The organism is Longicatena caecimuris, from assembly GCF_018406465.1.
GTDB lineage: Bacteria > Bacillota_I > Bacilli_A > Erysipelotrichales > Erysipelotrichaceae > Longicatena > Longicatena caecimuris.
Genome location: NZ_AP024510.1, coordinates 366,379 through 389,058 on the forward strand (window position 1 = coordinate 366,379; position 22,680 = coordinate 389,058).

The 22,680-nt window shown below is 44.5% G+C and carries 27 protein-coding genes; 26 read left to right on the forward strand and 1 reads right to left on the reverse strand.

Going from position 1 to position 22,680, the window contains the following annotated elements:
• The first annotated feature begins 73 nt into the window (after window positions 1-73).
• Window positions 74-289: a helix-turn-helix domain-containing protein gene (locus tag KJS44_RS01760; protein WP_004611575.1), complete on the forward strand. Its 216-nt coding sequence runs from the start codon at window positions 74-76 to the stop codon at window positions 287-289.
• Window positions 290-481: 192 nt separating this feature from the next.
• Here the strand turns inward: KJS44_RS01760 and KJS44_RS01765 are convergent, their stop codons facing one another.
• Window positions 482-1,165 (reverse strand): helix-turn-helix domain-containing protein, encoded by a 684-nt coding sequence (locus KJS44_RS01765; RefSeq protein ID WP_173823009.1) that lies wholly within the window; start codon window positions 1,163-1,165, stop codon window positions 482-484.
• Between the two features lie 250 nt (window positions 1,166-1,415).
• Here KJS44_RS01765 and KJS44_RS01770 point away from each other — a divergent pair, with 250 nt between their 5' ends.
• The 25 genes from KJS44_RS01770 to KJS44_RS01890 all read left to right on the forward strand — a co-directional run bounded on the left by KJS44_RS01770 (window position 1,416) and on the right by KJS44_RS01890 (window position 22,678).
• Window positions 1,416-1,745 carry a hypothetical protein gene (locus KJS44_RS01770; protein ID WP_004613680.1) on the forward strand — a complete coding sequence of 110 codons (330 nt, stop codon included), beginning with the start codon at window positions 1,416-1,418 and terminating at the stop codon, window positions 1,743-1,745.
• Window positions 1,746-1,841: 96 nt separating this feature from the next.
• Complete coding sequence (locus KJS44_RS01775) at window positions 1,842-2,915, forward strand: replication initiation factor domain-containing protein (RefSeq protein WP_213540154.1); 1,074 nt, start codon at window positions 1,842-1,844, stop codon at window positions 2,913-2,915.
• A gap of 46 nt (window positions 2,916-2,961) precedes the next feature.
• Window positions 2,962-3,099, forward strand: coding sequence for a hypothetical protein (locus KJS44_RS01780; protein ID WP_004614001.1), 138 nt, complete (start codon window positions 2,962-2,964; stop codon window positions 3,097-3,099).
• An 82-nt stretch (window positions 3,100-3,181) separates the two neighbouring features.
• Window positions 3,182-4,384, forward strand: coding sequence for a tyrosine-type recombinase/integrase (locus KJS44_RS01785; RefSeq protein ID WP_173749539.1), 1,203 nt, complete (start codon window positions 3,182-3,184; stop codon window positions 4,382-4,384).
• Between the two features lie 133 nt (window positions 4,385-4,517).
• Window positions 4,518-5,291 carry a MerR family transcriptional regulator gene (locus KJS44_RS01790; protein ID WP_244976549.1) on the forward strand — a complete coding sequence of 258 codons (774 nt, stop codon included), beginning with the start codon at window positions 4,518-4,520 and terminating at the stop codon, window positions 5,289-5,291.
• Between the two features lie 287 nt (window positions 5,292-5,578).
• On the forward strand, window positions 5,579-6,406 hold the full coding sequence (locus tag KJS44_RS01795; RefSeq protein WP_008690055.1) for an energy-coupling factor transporter ATPase: 828 nt from the start codon (window positions 5,579-5,581) through the stop codon (window positions 6,404-6,406).
• A complete protein-coding gene (locus KJS44_RS01800) occupies window positions 6,382-7,242 on the forward strand; it encodes an energy-coupling factor transporter ATPase (protein WP_008690053.1) in 861 nt (286 codons plus the stop codon). The genes KJS44_RS01795 and KJS44_RS01800 overlap by 25 nt, the downstream gene beginning before the upstream one ends.
• A complete protein-coding gene (locus KJS44_RS01805) occupies window positions 7,235-8,047 on the forward strand; it encodes an energy-coupling factor transporter transmembrane component T family protein (RefSeq protein ID WP_008690052.1) in 813 nt (270 codons plus the stop codon). Before KJS44_RS01800 ends, KJS44_RS01805 begins: the two co-directional genes overlap by 8 nt.
• A 170-nt stretch (window positions 8,048-8,217) precedes the next feature.
• Complete coding sequence (gene truA / locus KJS44_RS01810; RefSeq protein ID WP_008690051.1) at window positions 8,218-8,973, forward strand: tRNA pseudouridine(38-40) synthase TruA; 756 nt, start codon at window positions 8,218-8,220, stop codon at window positions 8,971-8,973.
• A gap of 272 nt (window positions 8,974-9,245) precedes the next feature.
• The gene (locus tag KJS44_RS01815) at window positions 9,246-10,043 is read left to right on the forward strand and encodes a histidinol-phosphatase (protein WP_008690050.1); all 798 of its coding nucleotides are present in this window, start codon (window positions 9,246-9,248) and stop codon (window positions 10,041-10,043) included.
• Between the two features lie 124 nt (window positions 10,044-10,167).
• Entirely contained in the window at window positions 10,168-10,605 is a 438-nt protein-coding gene (gene rplM / locus KJS44_RS01820) for a 50S ribosomal protein L13 (protein WP_008690049.1), read from the forward strand.
• A 12-nt stretch (window positions 10,606-10,617) separates the two neighbouring features.
• A complete protein-coding gene (rpsI, locus tag KJS44_RS01825) occupies window positions 10,618-11,022 on the forward strand; it encodes a 30S ribosomal protein S9 (protein ID WP_008690048.1) in 405 nt (134 codons plus the stop codon).
• Window positions 11,023-11,369: 347 nt separating this feature from the next.
• Entirely contained in the window at window positions 11,370-12,200 is an 831-nt protein-coding gene (locus tag KJS44_RS01830; protein ID WP_213540156.1) for a phage antirepressor KilAC domain-containing protein, read from the forward strand.
• Complete coding sequence (locus KJS44_RS01835) at window positions 12,182-12,364, forward strand: hypothetical protein (RefSeq protein WP_147417124.1); 183 nt, start codon at window positions 12,182-12,184, stop codon at window positions 12,362-12,364. The genes KJS44_RS01830 and KJS44_RS01835 overlap by 19 nt, the downstream gene beginning before the upstream one ends.
• A complete protein-coding gene (locus tag KJS44_RS01840; protein ID WP_097772875.1) occupies window positions 12,345-13,019 on the forward strand; it encodes a helix-turn-helix domain-containing protein in 675 nt (224 codons plus the stop codon). Before KJS44_RS01835 ends, KJS44_RS01840 begins: the two co-directional genes overlap by 20 nt.
• Entirely contained in the window at window positions 13,016-13,861 is an 846-nt protein-coding gene (locus tag KJS44_RS01845; protein WP_213540157.1) for an ATP-binding protein, read from the forward strand. The genes KJS44_RS01840 and KJS44_RS01845 overlap by 4 nt, the downstream gene beginning before the upstream one ends.
• A gap of 75 nt (window positions 13,862-13,936) precedes the next feature.
• A complete protein-coding gene (locus KJS44_RS01850; protein ID WP_213540158.1) occupies window positions 13,937-14,845 on the forward strand; it encodes a ParB/RepB/Spo0J family partition protein in 909 nt (302 codons plus the stop codon).
• 16 nt (window positions 14,846-14,861) lie between these two features.
• Window positions 14,862-15,365 carry a hypothetical protein gene (locus KJS44_RS01855; protein ID WP_213540159.1) on the forward strand — a complete coding sequence of 168 codons (504 nt, stop codon included), beginning with the start codon at window positions 14,862-14,864 and terminating at the stop codon, window positions 15,363-15,365.
• A 10-nt stretch (window positions 15,366-15,375) separates the two neighbouring features.
• Window positions 15,376-16,011, forward strand: coding sequence for a DUF3846 domain-containing protein (locus tag KJS44_RS01860; protein WP_213540160.1), 636 nt, complete (start codon window positions 15,376-15,378; stop codon window positions 16,009-16,011).
• Window positions 16,012-16,029: 18 nt separating this feature from the next.
• On the forward strand, window positions 16,030-16,512 hold the full coding sequence (locus KJS44_RS01865; protein ID WP_213540161.1) for a PcfB family protein: 483 nt from the start codon (window positions 16,030-16,032) through the stop codon (window positions 16,510-16,512).
• Entirely contained in the window at window positions 16,509-18,266 is a 1,758-nt protein-coding gene (locus KJS44_RS01870) for a VirD4-like conjugal transfer protein, CD1115 family (protein ID WP_213540162.1), read from the forward strand. Before KJS44_RS01865 ends, KJS44_RS01870 begins: the two co-directional genes overlap by 4 nt.
• 206 nt (window positions 18,267-18,472) lie before the next feature.
• On the forward strand, window positions 18,473-18,688 hold the full coding sequence (locus KJS44_RS01875) for a Maff2 family mobile element protein (protein WP_002576404.1): 216 nt from the start codon (window positions 18,473-18,475) through the stop codon (window positions 18,686-18,688).
• 306 nt (window positions 18,689-18,994) lie between these two features.
• Window positions 18,995-19,861, forward strand: a complete 867-nt coding sequence (locus tag KJS44_RS01880; protein ID WP_213540163.1) for a VirB6/TrbL-like conjugal transfer protein, CD1112 family — start codon at window positions 18,995-18,997, stop codon at window positions 19,859-19,861.
• A gap of 17 nt (window positions 19,862-19,878) precedes the next feature.
• Entirely contained in the window at window positions 19,879-20,271 is a 393-nt protein-coding gene (locus KJS44_RS01885) for a PrgI family protein (protein ID WP_002576402.1), read from the forward strand.
• A 19-nt stretch (window positions 20,272-20,290) separates the two neighbouring features.
• On the forward strand, window positions 20,291-22,678 hold the full coding sequence (locus KJS44_RS01890) for a VirB4-like conjugal transfer ATPase, CD1110 family (RefSeq protein WP_038280798.1): 2,388 nt from the start codon (window positions 20,291-20,293) through the stop codon (window positions 22,676-22,678).
• Window positions 22,679-22,680: the final 2 nt, after the last annotated feature.

Sequence of the window (22,680 nt, forward strand, 5' to 3'; positions counted from 1 at the left end):
ATATAGTACCTCACTGTATAGTGAATTACTACATAAAGATTTATTGAATATACTTTTATGTAGAGGTGAGGTAATGAAGTACGGACATTTAGAACTTCACATAGAGGAACTGCTGAAAGAAAAAGGAATTAGTAAGAATACCATTTGTAAAGAATTGGATATACCGAGGTCTAATTTTAATCGTTATTGCAGAAATGAATTTCAGAGATTAGACGCACAACTAATCTGTAAACTGTGCAGTTACTTGGATTGTGGAATAGAAGAATTGATAGAGTATGTGAAAGAATGAGAGTCTGTCGGATTGAAGAAAAATCGTGCAGGCTTTTGTTGTGTCAAGAAAAAGAGAAAACCTAGTGAGGTCAAGGAACAAGGCGTAGCCGATACGCCGTAGGGCAGTCCTTGACGGAACGGACGCAGCCAACTGCACCATGATACAGCAGAGGACTTGAAAGGTCAGAAACCTTGCAAGTCCTCTTGTCTGTTATTGGGCGTTATTCTTTAAATAAAGTGCTTCTTTTACCACTTCTTTTTCAAATGCTTTTATGTGACCGTCCTGTATTCCGTTGTCGATATAAAAGCAATCGTCAGTTTGTGAGTAGGCAAGTTTGGTAACTTTTGGTTCACAGGTCTTTGTATCAATTCCATAATAGTAAATCGTGGCTGTTGTTAATACCATGTGAATACTTTCAAAATCTCTTGTAAAAATGGTATGCCTGTCAGAATAGAAGAAATCAGACGGACATTCATAGAATTGGGAACTATCCTCTTTCAAAAATAATGGCAGTATGTGCATTGCATTTCCAGCACGATTGACAAGGACATAAAAGCGTGGAATAAGGGCGGCATATTGCGTCATCATGGCAATATAGATATCGTCTAAATTATCGAGAAGATATTCGGAGCAGGAGTTGTTATAAAAGACATATTGCAGGGCATTGTCATTTTGGCTTGTATGTTCCATAGGCACATTTTGTCCGTAAAGCCACCGCAAGTCTACATCTAAGGAGTCAGCAATCAGTTCCATTTTATCGGCTTTCGGATTGTACTGTCCCGAAAGATAGGAACTGAACGCCCCTTTGCTGATACCTGTATCTTTGACTATATCTACCTGTTTTTTATTTTTTGCTTTCATGGCAAATTTAATCCGTTCTGCGATTGTATTCATCTGAAAACCCTCTCTTTCCATATCCTGTTATAACTTTTCATATCTTATCGTCTAAGGACACTATACCACAAGTTCAGAAAAAAGAAAACAAAAAGTTTATAAAAAACTAAACTTTATATTGCAAAACGAATATGTCTGTGCTAATATACAATTAAGTTCAGAAATAACTGAACTAAAAACGACGTCGTAAATATGAAAATGAAAATATGAGAAGCTGACCTATCGGTTCAACGGGGAGAAAGGAACGTGTATGCAGATTACATTGACAAAAGAACAGGTAAAAGAAGCGTTTGGAGAACTTCGTTTTATGGGTGCGGATAACTGTTACCGCTATGATAAAGACAGTAAGAAGAAAACAGAGGAAGTGGAAGCCTTAAAACTTCATCTTGGAAGCATGAAACTTGGGAACAGCGTGGATATTCGCTTGGAAGCAACGGAACTTCCGAAGATTGAGCCTTATGCTGTGGTGGAACTGGAAGAACCAGTATATGCTCCTTATGTGCAGAGAGGAAACTTTCCTGTATTAGTGGAGAAGATTACCTGTAAGGGTATCCGCCCTGTTCCAAATAAAAATATGTAGGCGGTCAAAGTTCCTGCCCTCGTTCTGACGTACCAAACGGCAGGTTGGGGGGCAGGGCAATGGCAACGCCATTGCAGGTAAGGAGGTTTGATAAATTTGGAAGAAAGAAGCGGAAGTTTTCTTCCAGAACTCCCCTACACTAACAGGGGAGTAATACGGCAGAAAGAAGAATTAAGTGCCTTGATAGATTGGTGTCAGATAACCATTAAGGAAGTTCCGTTAGAAGCAGTCATAGAAGATGTGTTGAAAATACCTATGGAACTTATGACTGTAACGGGCTATGAAAAGGGGATTGCAGGACATGAGGTTGTGGCAATCTTCGATAATATCAAGGTGCTAAAGCCGACAGGAAATGCACAGTATCAAGGCTTTCAGATTTTGATGAGTGGGAAAGGCTGTCGCAACTATGAGAATTTTTTACAACTCAATGAGGAAACATGGTTTGATTTCTTGAACAGAGTTTGCCAGTATCATATCAATGTTCCTCGGATTGATTTGGCGATAGACGACAGAAAACCGTATTTGAGTATTCCCGATTTGATTGTACGGACAAAAGAGGGATTGCTTTCCACAAAACTAAGGGAGATAGATTTTCACGACTCGGGAGAACTGAAAGAAGAAGTGTTTCAGAGTAAAGGTGGCAGTCTTTATCTCGGCAGTTCAGCCAGTAATTTGAGATTGGTATTTTATGAAAAGGGATATGAACAGAATAAAAAGTATGGAACAGAATTAGACGAAAATTGGAATAGATATGAGTTGAGATTTCGGCAGGAAATGGCGGTAAGTGTAGTACAGGAATTATTGAGATATAGAGATGTGGCAGGACTGGCAATGGAAGTATTGAACAGTAAAATACGATTTTTAGAAAAGCCGACAGGCAGCATGACAACACGAAAAAGACTTTATCCAACCTATCAAGCATGGGCGGAACTGATGAAAGATATAGGCAAGGTGAAACTTACCATGCAACCACAGAAGAAAAGTTTACAAAAGGTGTGGGAGTGGTTGGAAAAGTATGTTGCCCCGTCTTTGAAACTGTTTGCAGAGGTTGGGAAGATAGAGCAGAGAGATTATATTGGCAATCTCATAGAAAATGGAGAAATGAATATTACACAGAAGCAGTTGTATGATGATTATATAAAAGCAAGAAAATTAGACGAAAGGGGGTGATCGTATCGAAAAAGCATTACTAAATATAAATGAATTTTGTGAGTATATGGGGATTGGGAAAACAAAGGCAAGAGAACTGTTGAACAATCCGAAAAATAGATTTACAGTACGCATTGGTAATCGGTTGTATGCAAATAAGAAATTACTTGATGAATGGCTGGAATATCAATGCAAAAGGGCTTGAAAAGAAAATGGGGTGTGGATATAATGAAAATTGAAATATTTACTTTACCATATTTCTTTCAGTAGAAGAAAGGAAAGTTGGTATGGGTAAAGATTTAAAGGGCAAAGAACTCGGTAAGGGAATTTCACAGAGAGCAGACGGACGCTATATTGCAAGATTTACAAGCAAAACAGGGAAACGAAAAACGCTTTATGATTTTAAACTGAATGAATTAAAACGGAAGTTGCGAGAAGCGGTTTATGAAGATGAACATGGTTTGAATGGCAATGGCGAAAGTATCACTTTAAACGCATGGTATGTAACGTGGACGGAGTTGTATAAGAAGAAAACAGTTAAAATGACTACGATATATAAAAACCACAGTTACTACAATTCAAGAGTGAAGAACTCTATCGGAAAGATGTATTTGCAGGATATTAAAACATATCACGTTCAGAAGTTTTTAAATGACTTGATAGACAGCGGTCTTGCACATGGAACGGTGTCGAACATCAGATTTATGTTGAGTGATATGTTTGATAAAGCGGTATTGAGTGAATACATTAGAAAAAATCCTTGTATCGGTGTGGAAATGCCAAAAGAAGTGAAAAAAGAAAGACGTGTATTAACAAGAGAGGAACAGGAAAAATTCTTTACATTTGCTTCTTCCTACATACACATCAATGTTTTGAAATTTGCTGTGACAACAGGTTGTCGGATTGGAGAAGTGCTGGGACTAAAATGGGAAGATTGTGACTTTGAAAAAAGAGAAATTATAATCAATAAGACAATCCATTATTCAAAGGCTTCCAGTCCTGTTGAGGGTTCAAAGTTTTTCTATACGACTGCAAAAACCATATCCAGTAATCGTGTAATTCCTATGACAGATGAAGTGTATGAGATTTTACAAAATCAGAAGATAAAGCAGACAGAACAGAAGATGTGGAAACGCTCGATATGGAAACAGCATAAAGAATTTCAAAACTTGGTATTTACCTGTTCTGATGGTTCGCCAGTTTATTATTACAACGTCAATAGTGCAATCAAAGACTATGTAGCGAAAATCAATGTGATAGAGATTGAACTGGCAAAGGAAGAAAAGAGAGAGCCGAAGATATTTGAAGTGTTTACCTGTCACACTCTGCGACATACATACGCTACAAGGTGTTATGAAAATGGAGTAGACCAACAGGTAGTACAGAAACTCTTAGGTCATTCCACGCTGGCAATGACAACCGATTTATACACGCACGTTTCAGAAGAAAAGAAAAAAGAAGAAGTAGCCGAACTGAAAATATTGGCTTAAAATTGGAGTAAAAATGGAGTAAATCAGAAGATAGATAGCGAAAAACAGCGTAAAATCAACGTTTTCAAGTGGATATAAATATTGTGCAGAAAAAGAGGTACCTTACTATTACCGTATTGGAATGTTTGCGCAAATGAATAAGATTACGATTAAAGCATTGCGTCATTATGATGAGATTGGCTTATTGAAGCCTGCATATGTGGATGAGCATAACGGATATCGCTATTACAGTTCTAGTCAATTGCCAATCTTACATCGTATTCTCGTTTTACGTCAAATTGGTTTTCGTTTGGATGAAATTCAACAAATATTAAGTGGTGCTAACGAAACAGGAATGTTATTGATGAAGAAAAGTAAGTTACTGCAGTCTGTGAGTGATTTGACACAGAAAATAGCTGCCATTGAAGGTTATCTGGCCAAAGAGGATACGGTATCTGCTTATCATCCCATTATAAAATCCTTGCCTAAGGTGAAATGTGCATCCATGCGTGTACAATTAGATAGTTATCAAGATTTATTTACCTATATGCCAAAAATGGGAGAGGCAATGGAAAAAGCCGGTTGTATATGTGCAGAACCAGATTATTGCTTTACTTGTTACCATGATGGAGGATATAAAGCAAATAAGGTTGATGCAGAAATATTTCAGGCGGTTACTGCGATGCAGGATGATATGCAAGATTTGCATTTTGTCGAATTATCGGAGGTGGAGCAAGCGGTTTGTGTCCTTCATAAAGGTAGTTATGAAACGTTGCCTTATGCCTATCAAGCATTGATTGCTTACATGGAAGAGCATGGCTATATGGCCGCAGGAGAGCCTCGTGAGGTGTATATCGATGGTGTTTGGAATAAAGATACGAGTGCACAATGGCTTACGGAACTGCAATTTCCAATAAAACAGGAGTAAAGGATATGGAAAGTGAAGGCGAAAATTCTTCACTTTTTTTCTTTGATGACTGCTATGAACTAGCTCAAAGTGCTTGCGAAGCCTAGTGCCATCAGCATGAAGAAGATGAGGATACGTGTGAAAAAGCGTTCCATCTGCATAATGGAATTGCTGGATTCAAATTTATGTTTCCATATGAGAACGCTATCACGTCATATGTCTTGACACATCTACAAATACAGGCGTAATTTATTGTGTTCATTCTGCTTTCGTTGTATAATAAATGGGCTAAACTTTGAGGTGATGATATGGAAAAGATACGAGTAGAAGATCTAACCTTCTCTTATGACAAGGAGCGCAATGCCGTTGAGGCAGTGTCCTTTGCGATTGAAGAAGGCAGCTATACAACAATTATCGGACATAATGGCAGTGGCAAAAGTACGATAGCAAAGTTATTGATTGGTTTGCTGGATAAAGATCAGGGACATATCTATGTGGATGGTGAAGAGCTGACTATGGATACGCTATACGATATACGCGATAAGGTTGGTATCGTCTTTCAGAATCCGGACAATCAGTTTATCGGCGCTACGGTTGCCGATGATATCGCGTTTGGTTTGGAGAATCATCAGGTAGCCAGCGAATATATGCAGGAGATTATCGATCGCTATGCGCAAAAAGTCGGCATGAGCAAGTATATGCAAAGTGAGCCGACAAAGCTTTCCGGTGGGCAGAAACAGCGTGTGGCTATCGCCGGCGTTTTAGCAATGACACCGGAAATCATCATCTTCGATGAATCTACAAGCATGCTAGATCCACAAGGGAAAGCAGAAATTAATGAGCTGATCCAGGAAATACATAAAGAAAGCAGTATTACGATCATTTCGATTACGCATGATATCGAAGAGGTAGCAAAGTCAGATCATGTTATTGTTATGGATGGCGGACATGTTGTCATGCAAGGATTACCGGATGACATCTTATTGAAGGAAGAACAGTTGATAGCATTACAACTGGATATTCCATTTGCCTTGAAGTTCACAAATGCATTAAAGAAGGCGCATATCGAAATTGCGCCATGTACCACACTAGAAAGGGCGGTTGAGGAAGTATGTCAATTACGTTCAAAAATGTAGCACACACCTATAATGAAGGTTCTCCTTTTTCCTATGCCGCTTTAAAAAATATCAATTTAAATATTCCCGAAGGTAAGGTTACTGCTGTGATTGGTGAAACAGGCAGTGGTAAAACAACCCTTGTACAGCATCTGAATGCATTGTTGTTGCCTAGTGAAGGAGAATTAGAGGTATTAGGTAAGAACATTGTCGCTAAGGAAAAACCAAAAAATTTAAAGGCGTTGCGTAAACAGGTAGGCCTGGTCTTCCAGTTTCCGGAATATCAGCTATTTGAAGAAACGATTGCCAAGGATATTGCTTTCGGTCCTAAGAACTTTGGAGCAAGCGAAGAGGAGGCATTGGAAGTTGTAAAAAAGGTCATCAACGTCGTCGGCTTAGATGAAAGCTATTTAGAGCGGTCTCCTTTTGATTTATCCGGTGGCCAAAAACGCCGTATTGCGATTGCCGGTATCTTGGCTATGGACCCCGGTGTGTTGGTGTTGGATGAGCCAACAGCCGGACTTGATCCGCAAGGAGCAAAAGATATGATGGAACTGTTTTTACGCATGAATCGTGAATTTCATAAGACGGTTTTAATCGTTACCCACGATATGGAGCATGTATTGCATTACTGTGATGAGGTCATCGTGGTTAAGGATGGTCAGATTGAAAAGCAATGCGATGTAAAGGAATTCTTCCGTTCGGTTGCATTATTAAAAGAACTGCGCATCAATCCGCCAGCCATCATACGCTTACGAGAAGAACTGATTGCGCAAGGTTTTCATATTGCTTCTTCCATTCTTGATTTAGATGAATTGGCACAGGCAGTAGCGAAAGAGGTGAAATCCCATGAATAATATTGCTTTGGGTAGATACCTTCCATTAACGTCTATCATACATAACATGGACCCCAGAGCAAAAATTGGGGCAATGCTCTTAATGATGGTAGCAATCTTTATACCGGCCGGTTATACCGGTTATATCATTATCGGCATAGCGGTAGTACTAACTGCGTTGTTAGCGAAATTAAAGCTTAGTTTCTTATGGAGAGCCATGAAACCAATGCTTTTTATGTTAAGCTTTCTACTTATCATTAATCTGCTTGTTGTACGCAGTGGGGATGTGCTCATTACCATTGGCAGCTGGAACATTTATACAGATGCTTTGACACAGACGCTGTACATCGTGATACGATTGGCATTGATGATCATGATCACAACGATTTTAACAGCAACCACCAAGCCTTTAGAACTAACCTTAGGCATTGAGGATTTATTAAAACCATTCAAAGTGATTGGAGTTCCTGCCCATGATATTGCGATGATGATTTCTATTGCATTGCGTTTTATCCCAACGCTGATTGAAGAAACTCAGCGTATCATGAAAGCACAGGCATCACGTGGTGTGGATATGGAAAATGGGAAACTGATGGAAAAGGTGAAAGCCATTTTATCGTTGATCGTACCTCTATTTGTTTCTGCTTTTCAAAGAGCAGAAGAATTGGCATATGCAATGGAGGCCAGAGGATATATTCCTAGTCGCCCACGTACCCGTTATAAACAGTTAAAGATGCATGGGAAGGATGTAGCTTTATTGTTGTTAAGTGTGTTAATTCTGGTGGGAATGATTGTATTAAGTATGACAGATCTTGGCTTCTTTTAAGGAAATGTCAAAGAGAGTGCTTAAGGTTAAGCACATAAGCTAAAGATTGGTAATAGTGCATTTATCCATATTGTAAAGATAAAGGCGTTTAAGATAATATTTAAGCGGTAATGGTATAAAGGTTATTACGAGAGGTTCAGATAGAAAAAGAGTAAGGAAAGGGGAATTCTATGGCACGCTATAAAGCAGTTGTCAGCTATGATGGCAGTTCCTATGGCGGCTGGCAGAAACAGTTGAATACTACTTCTATACAAGAAGTTATTGAACAAGCATTAGCGAAAATGCACAAGCATGATGTTGCAATCGTGGCTAGCGGACGAACGGATGCCGGTGTACATGCTATAGCTCAAGTGTTTCATTTTGACAGTGAGATGAAGATACAAGAGAAGCATTGGATAAAAGCATTGAATTCTCTATTACCTAAAGATATCCGGATACAGTCCGTAAAACAGGTTACTGAAGCGTTTCATGCCCGTTTTGATGCCATTGGAAAACGATATGATTATTTGATTAGTAATGATATTTTAAATCCTTTTAAGGAAAATTATATGGCAAAGGATGCACATAAGCTTGATGTAGCTTATATGCAGGAATGCGCTACTGTATTGATAGGAACTCACGATTTTACCAGCTTTACCAGTAATAAGATTGATCCGCGAAAACCGCGTGTAAAAACCATTACTCGTTTAGAGGTGTTACAGGAAAAGGATCATGTACATATGATTTTCGAAGGAAACGGTTTCCTTCGTTACATGGTACGCATGTTATCCCAAACATTAATAGAAGCTGGTAAACATCGCATTACAAAAGCTGATATAAAAAAGATGTTAGAAGCGAAAGATAAGCATGCCTGTCGTTACAAGGCAGTCCCACAGGGATTATACCTTGTTCGTGTGGATTATGCAGATGATGAGGAACAGAATTAGGGACTATGCCAGTGTTATAAGGATATCCCCCATTTTGTTCTTTTTATTTTTTGAGAGCATCTATGGCGTATAAGTAAACTAGTATGGATGATAATAAAGGTATCATTATTAAAAGAGGTGAAAGAAAACAGAGAAGCTGATGCGTACCATAAAAAATCATGGAAAGAAATAGCAGATTATTGTTAGGAAAAGAAGGCTTTTCGCATACCATTTTTTACTTGAATATGGTATAGTTACCATGGAAATTTATAAAGATGAAAGGAGGAGGTTATATGCGTAAAACAAACTATCATATGCATACGAAACGTTGTATGCATGCTTCCGGCAGTGATGAAGATTATGTGCTTGCAGCTATCGAAGGTGGATATGAAGAAATTGGTTTTTCTGATCATTCACCTTGGCAATATAAGAGTGACTATGTGGCACATATGCGAATGCGTGCAAGTCAGTTTGATGATTATTATAACAGCATTAAAAAACTGCAAGTGAAATATAAGAATCAGATAGCAATTCGCATTGGTCTGGAATGTGAATATTTCCCTGAATATATGGGATGGTTGAAGACACTGCTAGTGAATTATGATATGGATTATATTATATTTGGAAATCATTATTATAAGACGGATGAAAAACGTATTTATTTTGGAACTGCTTGTGAGGATGACACCTATTTAAAACTTTATGTGGATGAGGCAATAGCCGGTATGAAAACAGGCCTGTATGCTTATTTAGCACATCCAGATTTATTCATGCGAGGAAAACGGGTGTTTGATCATAAAGCGGTAGAAGAATCGTATCGTTTATGTATAGCGGCTAAGGAATTAGGAATCCCATTGGAGTATAATTTGGCAGGTGCTGAGTATAATGCAATTATGAAGACGGAGCAGTATCCGCATAAGGATTTCTGGCGAATCGCTGCCGAGATTGGCAATACAGCCATTATTGGTGTAGATGCTCATGAACCATCGGCTTTAAAAACGGATACATATCGTGTTGAAGGTATAAAAAGATTGCGGGATTTAGGGTTAAATATAACTGATACGATAGAATTTGGAAAGTTTAAAGGATAAAGTGTTTATTTTTTATGAATTTCAAAAGATTTTTATTGACTTCTTGAGGGATTGATAATAAACTATTAAATAGGCACTTATGCCTTTGTAGCCCCGGAAACTACATAGGAAAGGAAGTAAAAATATGCGCCAAACAACATTTACTAAACCTGCAGACGTTAAACGTACATGGTACGTTGTTGACGGAACAGGATTGACTTTAGGTCGTTTATCTACAGAAGTAGCATCTGTGTTAAGAGGAAAACATAAACCTACTTACACACCAAACGTTGACTGCGGAGATTTCGTTATCATTATCAATGCGGATAAGATCGAAATGACAGGAAACAAACTGGACACTAAGAAATACTACAACCACTCTGGTTACGCTGGAGGATTGCGTACACGTACTGCACGTAACATGAAGGAAAACTATACTGTTGAATGGGTTGAAAGATCTGTTTATGGTATGTTGCCTCATACGAAGTTAGGTGACAGAATGCGTAGACATCTGTTCGTTTATACTGGAGCAGAACACCCACACACAGCTCAGCAGCCAGTTGAGTTGAAAATCAAAGGATAGGAGGAATAAGAAATGGCAGCTAAGAAAAATACAGTAACTTACAATGGTACAGGACGCCGTAAAACTTCTGTTGCTCGTGTCTTTATGACTCCGGGTAAAGGTAATATTGTTGTCAATGGAAAAACATTGGAAGAATATTTACCATTAGAAACTTTGCGTATGGTTGTTCGTTCACCATTAGAATTAACAGAAACTTTAGAACAGTTTGATATCAAGATCAACGTTCAGGGTGGAGGATACACAGGTCAGGCTGGCGCTATGCGTCATGGTATCACTCGTGCTTTAATGGAAGCAAGTGCTGATTATCGTCCTGCATTGAAAGCAGCTGGATTTGTTACTCGTGACCCTCGTGCTAAGGAACGTAAGAAATACGGCCTCAAAGCCGCTCGTCGCGCTCCGCAGTTCAGCAAGCGATAATCTACAGCTTAATAATGCTAAAAAAGCCCGGAAATACGCCATTTTCCGGGCTTTTTCTATACCCAAAATTCTGTCTGGACTGTTCGGTTTTGATGGAATTTGAACGGAAATTTATGGGTTTATAGTGGTCAAATTACTGGTGGACAAGCCCATTTTGACCTCTTATGGGTTAAATTACTGGTGGACAATAGGAGCAAATGAAGTCCAATTTTGCCATCGACGGACGAACACATACTTGACTGATTTACATAGAGCCTTGGCTCATTCTTTGAAAACGAGAATGGGTCGAGGCTCTATTTTTTTCGCCCGAAATCCGGCGAGACAAATTTGAGCAGGAGGTAACAGGTATGACGGATTTCAATCAGAAGACCCATGACACCGATGTGGGCAGTCATGGCGGACAGTCAAGGCAGATGATGGAGGTGTTTGAGAACCAGGAGTTTGGTTCGATCCGCGTGTTGCAAGAGGCGGGCAAGACCTTCTTCTGTGCAAGCGATGTGGCGAAAGCGTTGGGGTATGTGAATCCCTACGCCGCAGTGAAACGCCATTGCAGAGGCCCCCTAACGAAACGCGAGGGGGTCGTTCAGAAGGTGAATCAGTATGGAGATGCTGGAGAGCAGGTCGTTGAAATCTCCTTTATCACAGAAGGCGATGTTTACCGGCTGATCGTTCACAGCAAGCTGCCATCGGCAGAACGATTTGAACACTGGGTGTTTGATGAAGTCCTTCCTTCCATTCGCAAGCATGGTGTGTATATGAGCGATTCCATTTTGGATCAGGTGATTCAGCATCCGGAGGTCATCTACACACTGGCACAGGAGCTTGTAGCCGAGAGAGAGCAGCTTGAGGGTATCCGCAAACAGCTGGATGCGGCACAGCCCAAGGCAGACTACTTCGACACCTTTGTAAATTCGGAAGATTGCACCTGTATCCGGAATTTCTGTAAGGAAATCGGAATCCCAGAGAAGACGGCAGTAGCTCTCTTACTGGATCACCGCTATCTGTACCGCAGTCCAAGCGGCTGGCTGTTGCCTTTTGCAGACAAATCTGCAAGGGGCTATTTTATTGTCCGGGATTGCTACGGCAGAAGCGGAAAACTGGTGCAGCAGACGAGAGTGACCTGCAAGGGAAAGAATCATCTCTTCAAGTTGTTTAAGAAATGGGGTGTGATCGAATGACGCTTTTTACAGAGGGACGCCTTCAGGCGTTTGAACGCATGATGCAGGATACCGGCAAATACCATCGACGGGAGGACAGCGAAGATCGTTCGCGCAAATGTCCGAAGAAAAAAACGGAGCCTGCGAAAAAGGATGGTGAGCACCATGCCGGTATTCAGGGTTGAGAAAAACAGCAATTACACAACGATGTGCAATTACCACCTGCGGGATCAGGGTCTCAGCCTGAAAGGAAAAGGACTTCTCTCTATGCTGCTTAGTTTACCGGACACATGGAACTATTCGGTACGGGGATTATCTTCGATTACACCGGATGGCGTAGATGGGGTGCTTACAGCTCTGAAAGAACTGGAACGTCTTGGATATCTGGAAAGGAACCAGCAGCGTGAGAGTAACGGTCGGATGGGCAGAGCGGAGTATGTGATCTATGAGATGCCAAGGAAAAAGCCGTGTTCGGAATCACCGTGTACGGAAAAGCCGTATACGGTAAATCCGGATACGGACACACCGGTTACGGAAAATCCCGCGCAATTAAGTACTAATAGAACAAGTACTGAAACAATCAATAAAAGAGAGAAGAAGGAAATCCAGCACCGGTATGGCTCATACGAAAATGTCCTTCTCTCTGACACGGAATACGGCAAGCTCCGGCAGGAGTTCCCAGGAGATTATCAGATGCGGGTGGAACGGCTCTCTGAGTATATGGCTTCCACCGGCAGGAGCTACAAAAATCACCTTGCCACAATCCGGAGCTGGGCAAAGAGAGAAAAGCCGAAGTATAACCCGGCAGACTACACATTTGAGGAAGGAGACAGCCTATGAGCGACATGGTGCCTGAAGTTTTGAATGCGGCGTTGGATTCGCTCTTTACGCCGAAAGAACCCGGAGAGCTGGAATACCAGGGTGATGACGGACTGTTGTATTGTAGAAACTGCCATACGCCGGTGCAGTGCAGGGTAAAGCTCTGGGGCAGAGACAAGATTGTTCCCTGCCTTTGCAGATGCCAGCAGGAAGCGATGGCGGAAAAGAAACGCCAGGATGAACTGGTGGAGCGGCAGCGTAAAATCAGGCAGCTGAAAGCAACTGGGATTCAGGAAAAGCATCTTCTGGAATGGAATTTTGGCGTTGCAGAAGACAACAAGGACATCCAGATGGCAAAACGTTATGTGGAGCAGTGGAAAAAGGTCAAGGCTGAAAACCTTGGCCTTTTGTTATGGGGAGATGTCGGAACCGGAAAGTCCTTTGTGGCGGCATGTATAGCAAATGCGCTGCTGGATCAGGGCATTCCGGTTTTGATGACGAACTTCTCCAAAATCCTGAACCAGATGGGTGCCATGTATTCGGAAGAACGATACCGGTATATCGCTTCGTTTTCCAACTATTCTTTGCTGATTCTGGATGATCTGGGAATTGAGCGCAGCACCGAATATGCGCTGGAGCAGGTCTACGCTGTCATTGATGAGCGGTATAAGTCCGGGCTTCCGGTCATTATCACAACCAATCTGAAAATTGCAGAAATCCGCAATCCGCAGGATGTGGCATACGCCCGGATTTACAGCAGGATTCTGGAAATGTGTACGCCGGTGCGAATCAGCGGAGAGGACCGCAGAAAGAGCATTGGAAAAGAAAAACAGCAGGTCGTTAAGGAGGTACTTGATCTATGAAGTGCAAGGCAAAAAAGGCGTTTTTCGCAGGTAAGAATGACATCTATCACCGCTGGAAGGAGGTTAAGAAGCTGAATGGCAAAAGCAAAAACCAGTATTACAACAGAAAACCGCAGTGGCTCAGCTGCCGGCGCTGCGGCTAAGGAGAAGCGGACGGAGATGCCGCTTTCTGACCTGCATCCTTTTGAAGGGCATCCCTTTAAGGTGCTGGATGACGAGCTGATGGAACAGACCGTAGAGAGCATCAAGCAGATCGGTGTGGTATCACCACTGATTGTCCGATCTGACCCGGAAGGCGGATTTGAAATTCTTTCAGGACACCGCAGACTTCATGCGGCGCAGCTGGCAGGTTTGGAGACTGTGCCGGTCATCGTCAAGGAAATGGACGATGATGCAGCAATCATCTTTATGGTGGACAGCAACTTGCAGCGGGAGAATATTCTTCCCAGCGAGAGAGCGTTTTCCTACAAGATGAAGTTGGAGGCGATGAAACATCAGGGTCAGAGAAAAGATTTGACTTCGGAGCAATTTGCACCGAAGTTGTCTACGGAGATTATTGGTGAAGCTGTTGGAATGAGTAAGGATACGGTTAAACGCTATATCCGCCTTACCAACCTGATTCCTGAAATTTTGGATATGGTGGATGAGAAGAAAATCGCCTTTAATCCGGCGGTGGAGTTGTCTTACCTGAAACCGTCTGAACAGAAGGAATTTCTGGAGGCAATGGACTATGCACAGGCATCTCCATCCCTGTCGCAGGCACAGCGGCTGAAGAAGCTCTCACAGGAGGGCGGCTGCACGTTGGATGCCATGTGTGAAGTGATGAATGAAATCAAAAAGGATGAGCTTGACCATGTGACGATTAAAAACGAGGTTCTTCGGAAGTATTTCCCGAAATCCTATACGCCGAAGCAGATGCAGGACACGATTATCCGGCTGCTGGAAAAATGGCAGCGAAGTAAACAACGAGATATGGAACGATGAGAAGGAGATTTTTATGATGTTGAACTTTAAGAAGAATCAGAACAACGCAGTGTGTAGCATGGATTGCAAGAACTGCCCGCACGGTGCATCGCAGCCCAATCCGATGGATGATCCCATGTTTGAGAAGTCCATTGCGATGCTTCATAACTGGCTGATGCTGGAGGCAATCCGTGAAGATCACCCGAAGGAGCGCATTGTGATGGTGATCCTGCCGGGGGCTGGCGGCGAACTCCTGACCGAGGATGGCAGTCGAGACATCTTTGAGGATGTTTACGATGAGATGGAGGCTGATCTGGTGGCAGATGGGGAACTGCTTCTCCATTATGATAAGAGCGATGTGATCGAGACTGACAGAACCCGCTATCTGTTGGGAGCTGCGGAGGTTTCGGAAATCGACCAGAACGGCAACGAATGCAGCATCAATCTGTTTACGCTGGAACGCACCATCGACTATGTGAACGAAAACCTGACGGTGTTTTCCATTGGCGGCGAGTTGGTTCCGGCACTGCGCCTGATCTAAGGAGGTGCCTATGAAGAAATTTGATGTGGAGATTACAGAGACTCTCCAGAGAAAGGTTTCTGTGGAAGCTGCCTCACAGGAAGACGCGGAACGCATGGTGACGCAGGCGTGGAATAATCAGGACTATGTTCTGGATTCCGGCGATTTCACCGGTGTGGACTTCAAGACCGTGGGAGAACATGAACTGGCAGAGACCAGGACAATGGATGTGCTGCTGGTACAGCCCAATGCTTACCCGAAGAAAATCAGTGTTGGCACGGAGCTGGAAGATTTGCAGGCAATGGTTGGCGGCGATATTGAAGTAACCTACCCATTTGAGGATGAAGTAGCCATTATTCTGAATGAATCCGGTAAAATCAATGGACTGCCGCTGAACCGTGCAATTTACACCGAAGACGGAGATATGCAGGACATTTATGCCGGTGATTTTCTGGTGGTTGGGCTGACAGAGGATGATTTTGGTTCTCTGACCTCGGAGCAGATGCAGAAATTTGAGGAGCAGTTCCATCAGCCCCAGATGTTCGTTCGCATGGGGCGCAGCATCATGGCGATTCCGGTTCCGGATGACATGGTGAAGAAGATGGAGGAAAAGGCTGCAAAGCCCAAGGAAAAGAGTAAACCGGCACCGGACCGGGACAGTTTGTAAGGAAGGAGGCGGAGATTCATGCAGGAAGAAGTTGAAAATCGTACCGTCAATCTGGCAATCAGTACCACGAAACTGACCTTTCGCACCATCGTGAATGGCTATAATGCATGGAAGCGGCACCATCAGGCAAAGGTGGCTCAGAAAACAGCACAGTTGCCGATTGGAAAGCAGAGCATCAAGGAACTGATCGGTCAGAATCAGGGAGTCAGCAGTATCCCCATTGAGAAAACGGATTTGAAAGGCTTTGAACAGGTGGCGCGGAAATACGGTGTGGATTATGCTATTACGAAAGACCAAAATGTGATGCCACCCAAGTACACAGTATTCTTTAAGGCGAAGGATGCGGATGCATTGACTTCCGCTTTTGAGGAATTCACCAACCGCAAGCTGAAAGCAAAGGAAAAACCGAGTGTTTTGGAGCAGCTTAACAAGCTCAAAGAGCTGGTTGCTGCAATTCTGCCGGATAAGGTTCGCCACAAAAGTCAGGAGCGTGATCTATGAGTAATAAGACCAAAAAGCTTCTGATCCTGAACCTGCCGTATCTGATTGCCGGTCTTATATGTACCAATCTGGGAGAAGCGTGGAGAATTGCCGAGGGTGCAGACATGTCTGAGAAGCTCCTCGGCTTTCTTTCTGCCTTGGGTGCAGCCTTTTCCAATCCGATGCCAAGTCTGCATCCGATGGATTTGCTGATTGGTGTGTGCTGCGGAGCAGGTCTGCGGCTTGCCGTGTACCTGAAAGGAAAAAATGCCAAGAAATATCGTCATGGCATGGAGTACGGCTCTGCTCGTTGGGGTACGCAGAAAGACATCGAACCGTTTGAAGATCCGGTGTTTGCAAACAATGTGATTCTGACCCGGACAGAGCGGCTGATGATGGGCAATCGCCCGAAGAATCCAGCAAATGCCCGAAACAAAAACGTGCTGGTGGTGGGTGGTTCCGGCAGCGGTAAGACCCGGTTTTGGCTTAAACCCAACCTTTTACAATGCCATAGCTCCTACGTGGTCACTGACCCGAAAGGCGATATCGTAATCGACTGCGGCCAAGCCCTTTTGAAGAACGGATACAGCATCCGGATTTTCAATACTATCAATTTCAGAAAGTCGATGCATTATAATCCCTTCGCGTATATTCACAGCGAAAAGGATATTTTGAAGTTGACCACAACCCTCATTGCCAACACCAAAGGAGACGGCAAGGCCGGTGACGAATTCTGGACGAAGGCGGAGACTCTGCTGTATTGTTCCCTGATCGGTTATATCCACTATGAGGCACCGCTGGAAGAACAGAACTTTGCAACGCTGATTGAATTTCTGAATGCGATGGAAGTACGCGAGGATGATGAAACCTTTCAGAATCCAGTGGATCAGATGTTTGAAGCTCTGAAAAAGAAAAAACCGAACCACTTTGCTGTCCGCCAATATGCCAAGTTCAAGCTGGCGGCGGGCAAGACCTTAAAGTCGATTCTGGTGAGCTGCGGCGCACGTCTTGCTCCCTTCGATATTGAGGAAGTCCGTGGTATCACTATGTACGATGAGCTGTCGCTGGATACGGTGGGAGATAAGAAAACGGCTCTGTTCCTCATTATGAGCGATACAGACCCGACTTTTAATTTCCTGATTTCCATGATTTACACACAGCTGTTTAACCTGCTGTGCGAAAAAGCGGATGATGTTTACGGCGGCAGACTGCCGGTGCATGTGCGCTGCCTGATTGATGAGTGTGCGAACATTGGTCAGATTCCGAATCTGGAAAAGCTGGTAGCCACCATCCGATCAAGAGAAATCTCGGCGTGTCTGGTGCTTCAGGCACAGAGCCAGTTGAAGGCAATCTACAAGGACAATGCCGATACCATCATCGGCAATATGGATTCCCGTATTTTTCTTGGCGGTTCGGAGCCGACTACGCTGAAAGAGCTGAATCAGGCACTGGGGAAAGAAACGATTGATCTGTACAACACTTCCGATACCAGAGGTAATAGCCCATCCTACGGCACCAATTACCAAAAAGTCGGGCATGACCTGGCCTCGGTGGATGAACTGTCTGTGTTGGATGGCGGTAAGTGCATTTTGCAACTGCGCGGTGTGAGACCGTTCAAGTCAGATAAATACGATCTGACCCAGCATCCGAACTACAAGCTCACTGCCGGTGCTGATAAGAAAAACACGTTCAGCATCGAGGCGTTTCTTGACCATCGGCTGAAACTCAAGCCCGGTGATAAGTACGAAGTGGTTGATGCAGATCATGCCAAGTAAGTTCGTTCCGGTGACGAAGATGTCATAGGTGTGCTGTTGGCAACAGAATAAGAAGGGGCGGCGAGCTGCCGCCTCTTTACATAGCCAGGTTTCTGATTGGGATTGGAAATCTGGCTATATGTTTGCCCATTTGCAGGTGCACATGCAGATGGAAAATCACTATTCATCAGCCCATAAGGGCGCAACGTACAAGGAGGTACACATTTATGGCATTTTTCAACAGCGCAGTAACCGTTCTTCAGACCCTCGTTATCGCACTGGGTGCCGGCCTCGGCATCTGGGGAGCGATCAACCTGCTGGAAGGCTACGGCAACGACAACCCTGGTGCCAAGTCTCAGGGCATGAAGCAGCTGATGGCCGGTGGCGGTGTAGCACTGATCGGCACGACTCTGGTGCCGCTGCTTTCCGGTCTGTTCGGTTAAGCAAAGGCTGTCGGAGCGAAGATTCCGACCGGGCGGCGAAAGCTGCCTGTTACATAGTCAGGTGCAGGCAATCTCCGCAGCTGGCTATTTTCTGCGCTCTCCGGCAGGTGCACATGTTGGAAGTATGGCGCAGAACCGCAGTTTAGAATCGCACCGGCTGATAGGCCGGACAAGTTACAGGAGGACAAATCTATGGCGTTTCTTACTACAACTGCATCGGCACTGTCTCTTTTCTCACAGCTGTTTATGCTTCTGTCCCGGATGGCGAAGCTGTTCGGCGTGTTCGCGTAAGGAAGGAGGCGGCTCATGCAGAGTATCCTTGAACAGATCACAGATTGGCTCAAGAGCATGATCATCAGCGGTATCATGGGAAATCTTTCAGGGATGTTCGATTCGGTCAACCAGCAGGTTGGACAGATCGCAGGCGATGTGGGAACCACACCGGTGAACTTTTCACCTGCGGTTTTTTCTATGATCCGTAACATCTCGGAATCCGTGATCCTGCCCATTGCCGGAATGGTGCTGACATTCATCGCTTGTTATGAGCTGATTCAGATGCTCATCGAGCATAACAATCTGGCAAATTTCGAGACGTGGACATTTTTCAAATGGGTCTTTAAGACCTTTCTGGCAGTGACTCTGATCTCGAACACATTCAATATCACGATGGCTGTCTTTGATGTGGCGCAGCAAGTGATCTCCCGAAGTGGCGGTCTGATTTCCGGCAGTACGTCCGTCAGCGATGCGACCCTGACAGCAATGCAGGCTACACTGGAAGGCATGGACTTGGGACCGCTGCTGGGACTGTATTTGCAGACCTTTGTGGTTCAGGTCACGATGCTGGCGTTGTCGGCTATCATCTTTGTCATCGTGTATGGCCGAATGGTGGAAATTTACCTCATGGTGAGCCTTGCGCCGATTCCGTTCGCAACCTTTGGAAACCATGAGCAGAGCCACACCGGTCAAAACTATCTGCGCTCCCTGTTTGCACTGGGATTCCAGGGGTTTCTTATCATGATCTGTGTAGGCATCTACGCAGTTCTGATTCAGAACCTGTCCTTTTCGGATAACATCATCAGCAGCATTTGGGGCGTTATGGGCTATACGGTTTTGCTGGCATTTACGCTGTTTAAGACGGGAAGCCTCGCAAAATCCGTGTTTGCAGCGCATTAAGGAAGGAGGCATGATTCGTGGCATCTTATATTTCTGTACCGCGTGACCTTTCAAAGGTCAAAACCAAGGTCTTTATGAACCTGACCAAACGGCAGATTCTCTGCTTCGGAGCCGGTGCGCTGATTGGCGTTCCGGTTTTCTTTTTGCTCAAGTCCAGCGGGAATCTGAGCCTTGCTGCACTTGGCATGATGGCAGTGATGCTGCCGCTCTTCTTTCTTGCCATGTACGAGAAAGACGGTCAGCCGCTGGAAGTGGTGGCAAAGCACTTCTATGAGGCAAAGTTCAAGAGGCCGAAAACGCGGCCTTACAAAACAAAAAATTACTATGCACTGCTGGTTCAGCAGGCAGACGTGGAAATGGAGGTAAATCGCATTGTTCAAAATTCTCGAAAAGCTGACAGCGAAGAATAAAAAGCAGGATGACATCCGAATGCCGTCCCATCTGTCAGCCGCAGAGCAAAAACAGGTGCAGACGGTGATTGACCGTGCAAGGGGTGACAGCACGGTTCCGCACTCAGCTCAGGATAGCATTCCCTTTCAGCGGATGTTCCCGGATGGTATCTGCCGTGTGACGGACAACTACTACACCAAAACCATTCAATTTCAGGACATCAATTACCAGCTGGCACAGCAGGAGGATCAGACGGCTATCTTTGAGGAATGGTGCAGCTTCCTGAACTTCTTTGATTCCAGCATCCGCTTTGAGCTTTCTTTTATGAATATGGCTACGGATGCCTCGAATTTTGAGAAGATGGTGCGTATCCCGTACCAGAAGGATCATTTCAATCCGGTGCGCACGGAGTACAGCACCATGCTGCGCCGCCAGCTTGCCCAGGGCAACAACGGCCTGACCAAGACGAAGTACCTGACGTTTGGCATTGAGGCGGAATCCATGAAACAGGCAAAGCCGAGGCTCATTCACATCGAGATCGACCTGATGAACAACTTCAAACGCTTGGGTGTCCGGGCAAAATTGCTGAACGGCAAGGAACGGCTTCATCTGATGCACGATATGTTCCACATGGGTGACCATGACCGATTCAATTTCGATTGGAAGTGGTTGCCGGAGAGCGGGCTGTCGGTAAAGGACTTTATTGCACCGACCGGTTTTGCCTTTCCGAAGAACCGTATTTTTCAGATGGGCGGGATGTATGGCTCCATGTCCTATCTCCAGATCACGGCTTCCGACCTGTCGGATCAGCTGCTGAAGGATTTTCTGGATATGGAATCCAGCCAGATCGTGACTATGCACATTCAGTCGGTAGACCAGAATAAAGCAATCAAATCCATCAAGCACACCATTACGGAGCTGGATCGTTCCAAGATTGAGGAACAGAAGAAAGCTGTCCGTTCCGGATACGATATGGACATCATTCCGTCAGATTTGGCAACTTACGGCAAGGACGCAAAGGCACTGCTGAAGGAATTGCAGAGCCAGAATGAGCGTATGTTCCTGCTGACCTTTCTGGTGATGAACACCGGCGAGACGGAGCAGGAGCTGGAAACCAATGTGTTTCAAGCTTCCAGTATCGCGCAGAAGTACAACTGCAACCTGCGCCGTCTGGACTTTCAGCAGGAGCAGGGGCTGATGAGCTGTCTGCCGCTGGCACAGAACCTGATTGAGATTCAGCGCAGCATGACTACCAGCAGCACGGCAATTTTCGTTCCGTTTACCACCCAGGAACTGTTTCAGACCGGGAAAGAGGCTCTGTACTATGGGCTGAATGCTCTGTCCAACAACCTGATTATGGTTGACCGGAAAAAGCTCAAAAACCCCAACGGGCTGATTCTGGGTACTCCCGGTTCCGGTAAATCCTTCTCTGCCAAGAGAGAAATCGCCAATGCGTTCCTGGTGACGGATGACGATGTAATTGTGTGCGATCCTGAAGCCGAGTACACGGCACTGGTGAAGAAATTTGAGGGGCAGGTCATTAAAATCAGCCCTTCCAGCACGCAGTATATCAACCCGATGGACATCAATGCGAACTATTCGGAAGAGGATAATCCGATTGCCCTGAAAGCAGATTTCATCCTGTCCCTGTGTGAGCTGATCGTGGGCGGAAAAGAAGGCTTGCAGCCGGTAGAAAAGACGGTCATCGACCGATGTGTTCATCAGATTTACCAGACCTATTTTGAGAATCCGGTGCCGGAGAACATGCCGGTGTTGCAGGACTTGTACGAGGCACTGCTCCGGCAGGATGAAAAGGAAGCACACCATGTGGCAACGGCACTGGAAATCTATGTGACCGGTTCGCTGAACCTGTTTAACCACCGCACCAACGTAGATATCAATAACCGGCTGGTCTGCTATGACATCAAGGAGCTGGGCAAGCAGCTGAAAAAGATCGGTATGCTGGTGGTGCAGGATCAGGTCTGGGGGCGTGTAACCGCCAACCGCAATGCCGGTAAAGCCACCCGCTACTATATGGACGAGTTCCATCTGCTTTTGAAAGAAGAGCAGACAGCGGCTTACAGCGTGGAAATCTGGAAGCGATTCCGTAAATGGGGTGGTATTCCCACCGGCATCACCCAGAACGTAAAAGATCTGCTTTCTTCCCGCGAAGTGACGAACATTTTTGAGAACAGCGACTTCATTTATATGCTGAATCAGGCAGCCGGTGACCGTCAGATTCTGGCGGATCAGCTGAATATCAGCCCGCACCAGCTGTCCTATGTGACTCACTCCGGCGAAGGCGAAGGACTGCTGTTCTACGGAAATGTGATTTTGCCGTTCGTTGATCGTTTCCCGACCGATCTGGAACTGTACCGGATTATGACGACAAAATTAACCGAAGTTCAGGAAGCAAAGGAGGCGTAAGC

Coding starts and splice junctions, on each gene's coding strand:
- KJS44_RS01875 (WP_002576404.1), top strand. CDS start 18,473: ATGGCATTTTTCAACAGCGCAGTAACCGTTCTTCAGACCCTCGTTATC.
- rpsI (WP_008690048.1), top strand. CDS start 10,618: ATGGCAGCTAAGAAAAATACAGTAACTTACAATGGTACAGGACGCCGT.
- KJS44_RS01855 (WP_213540159.1), top strand. CDS start 14,862: ATGTTGAACTTTAAGAAGAATCAGAACAACGCAGTGTGTAGCATGGAT.
- KJS44_RS01780 (WP_004614001.1), top strand. CDS start 2,962: ATGGGGATTGGGAAAACAAAGGCAAGAGAACTGTTGAACAATCCGAAA.
- KJS44_RS01830 (WP_213540156.1), top strand. CDS start 11,370: ATGACGGATTTCAATCAGAAGACCCATGACACCGATGTGGGCAGTCAT.
- KJS44_RS01760 (WP_004611575.1), top strand. CDS start 74: ATGAAGTACGGACATTTAGAACTTCACATAGAGGAACTGCTGAAAGAA.
- KJS44_RS01790 (WP_244976549.1), top strand. CDS start 4,518: ATGAATAAGATTACGATTAAAGCATTGCGTCATTATGATGAGATTGGC.
- KJS44_RS01835 (WP_147417124.1), top strand. CDS start 12,182: ATGGGGTGTGATCGAATGACGCTTTTTACAGAGGGACGCCTTCAGGCG.
- KJS44_RS01870 (WP_213540162.1), top strand. CDS start 16,509: ATGAGTAATAAGACCAAAAAGCTTCTGATCCTGAACCTGCCGTATCTG.
- KJS44_RS01865 (WP_213540161.1), top strand. CDS start 16,030: ATGCAGGAAGAAGTTGAAAATCGTACCGTCAATCTGGCAATCAGTACC.
- KJS44_RS01795 (WP_008690055.1), top strand. CDS start 5,579: ATGGAAAAGATACGAGTAGAAGATCTAACCTTCTCTTATGACAAGGAG.
- KJS44_RS01765 (WP_173823009.1), bottom strand. CDS start 1,165: ATGAATACAATCGCAGAACGGATTAAATTTGCCATGAAAGCAAAAAAT.
- KJS44_RS01815 (WP_008690050.1), top strand. CDS start 9,246: ATGCGTAAAACAAACTATCATATGCATACGAAACGTTGTATGCATGCT.
- rplM (WP_008690049.1), top strand. CDS start 10,168: ATGCGCCAAACAACATTTACTAAACCTGCAGACGTTAAACGTACATGG.
- KJS44_RS01785 (WP_173749539.1), top strand. CDS start 3,182: ATGGGTAAAGATTTAAAGGGCAAAGAACTCGGTAAGGGAATTTCACAG.
- KJS44_RS01850 (WP_213540158.1), top strand. CDS start 13,937: ATGGCAAAAGCAAAAACCAGTATTACAACAGAAAACCGCAGTGGCTCA.
- KJS44_RS01890 (WP_038280798.1), top strand. CDS start 20,291: ATGCCGTCCCATCTGTCAGCCGCAGAGCAAAAACAGGTGCAGACGGTG.
- KJS44_RS01800 (WP_008690053.1), top strand. CDS start 6,382: ATGTCAATTACGTTCAAAAATGTAGCACACACCTATAATGAAGGTTCT.
- KJS44_RS01805 (WP_008690052.1), top strand. CDS start 7,235: ATGAATAATATTGCTTTGGGTAGATACCTTCCATTAACGTCTATCATA.
- KJS44_RS01840 (WP_097772875.1), top strand. CDS start 12,345: ATGCCGGTATTCAGGGTTGAGAAAAACAGCAATTACACAACGATGTGC.
- KJS44_RS01880 (WP_213540163.1), top strand. CDS start 18,995: ATGCAGAGTATCCTTGAACAGATCACAGATTGGCTCAAGAGCATGATC.
- KJS44_RS01845 (WP_213540157.1), top strand. CDS start 13,016: ATGAGCGACATGGTGCCTGAAGTTTTGAATGCGGCGTTGGATTCGCTC.
- truA (WP_008690051.1), top strand. CDS start 8,218: ATGGCACGCTATAAAGCAGTTGTCAGCTATGATGGCAGTTCCTATGGC.
- KJS44_RS01860 (WP_213540160.1), top strand. CDS start 15,376: ATGAAGAAATTTGATGTGGAGATTACAGAGACTCTCCAGAGAAAGGTT.
- KJS44_RS01770 (WP_004613680.1), top strand. CDS start 1,416: ATGCAGATTACATTGACAAAAGAACAGGTAAAAGAAGCGTTTGGAGAA.